This window comes from Cellulomonas septica (assembly GCF_012396155.1).
Lineage (GTDB): Bacteria > Actinomycetota > Actinomycetes > Actinomycetales > Cellulomonadaceae > Cellulomonas > Cellulomonas septica.
The window spans coordinates 1-1152 of the sequence record NZ_JAAXOY010000874.1 but is presented as its reverse complement, the minus strand read 5'-3'; the positions used below and the strand labels follow the sequence as shown (position 1 = coordinate 1152).

The following is a 1152-nucleotide window of genomic DNA, read 5'->3' as shown; positions in this document are numbered from 1 at the left end:
CAAGACCTTGCCGACCTGCGAGCGCGGCAGCTCGGTGAGCACGACGAGGCGGCGCGGCAGCGCGTACCGCGCGAGCCGCTGCTCGCACCACGCGCGGACCGCCGCGAGGTCGACGCCGGACGCGTCGTCGGCCAGCACGACCGCGGCGACGACGGACTCGCCCATCGCACCGCCCGGTACCCCGACGACGGCCACGTCGGCGATGCCCGGCATGCCGCGCAGGTGGTCCTCGACCTGCGACGGGTACACCTTGAAGCCGCCGGTGACGATCATCTCCTTCATGCGGTCGACCAGGACGACGCTGCCGTCGACGACCTGCACGACGTCCCCGGTGCGCAGCCAGCCGCCGGGCAGGAGCTGCGCGGCGGTCTCGTCGGGCCGCTGCCAGTAGCCCTGGAACACCTGCGGCCCGCGGATCAGCAGCTCGCCGCCGGTGGCCGGGTCGACGTCGCGCGTCGGGTCCTCCTGGTCGACGACCCGCACCTCGGTGCTGGGGAACGGCAGGCCGAGCGTGCCGGGGCGGCGCTCGGGCGTCAGGGGGTTGCCGAGCGCGACGGGCGACGTCTCCGTCATGCCGTACCCCTCGACGACGAGCCCGCCCGTCGCCGCCTCCCACCGGCGCGCGGTCTCGGCCGGCAGCGCCATCGCGCCGGAGATCGCGTGCGTGAACGACGTGAGGTCCGCACCCGCGGACTCGGCGGCGGTCACGAGGCGGTCGAGCATCGGCGGGACCGCGGGCAGGAACGTCCCGGGCCGGCGGCGCTGCGCCGCGACGACCATGGCGGGGTCGAACGACGGGAAGACGACGAGCGTCGCACCGACCCGCACGGCGTACGTGAGGCACAGCGTGAGACCGAACGCGTGGAAGAACGGGAGGACGCCGTAGACGACCTCGGTGCCGGGCTCGACGCCCGTCCACGCGTGGCCCTGGACCGCGTTGGCGACGAGGTTGCGGTGGCTGAGCACCGCGGCCTTCGGGGTGCCCGTCGTGCCGCCGGTGTACTGCAGGAGCGCGACGTCGTGCGCCTCGGGCTGCGGGGTCGCCGGGTCGAGCGGTCGCGCGTCGGCGACGAGGCGGTGCCAGGAGGGGACGCCGGCGGGGACGGGGCCCTGCATGGCGGCGCGCGTGCGGCGGGCCTTCGCGACGGGCAG

Annotated in this window: 1 protein-coding gene; it reads right to left on the bottom strand. The window is 75.8% G+C overall.

Annotated elements, in window-relative coordinates; all coding sequences use genetic code 11:
* Positions 1–1152 (bottom strand): AMP-binding protein (locus HGA02_RS19955; protein WP_168681166.1); only part of this gene is annotated, 1152 nt, incomplete at both ends.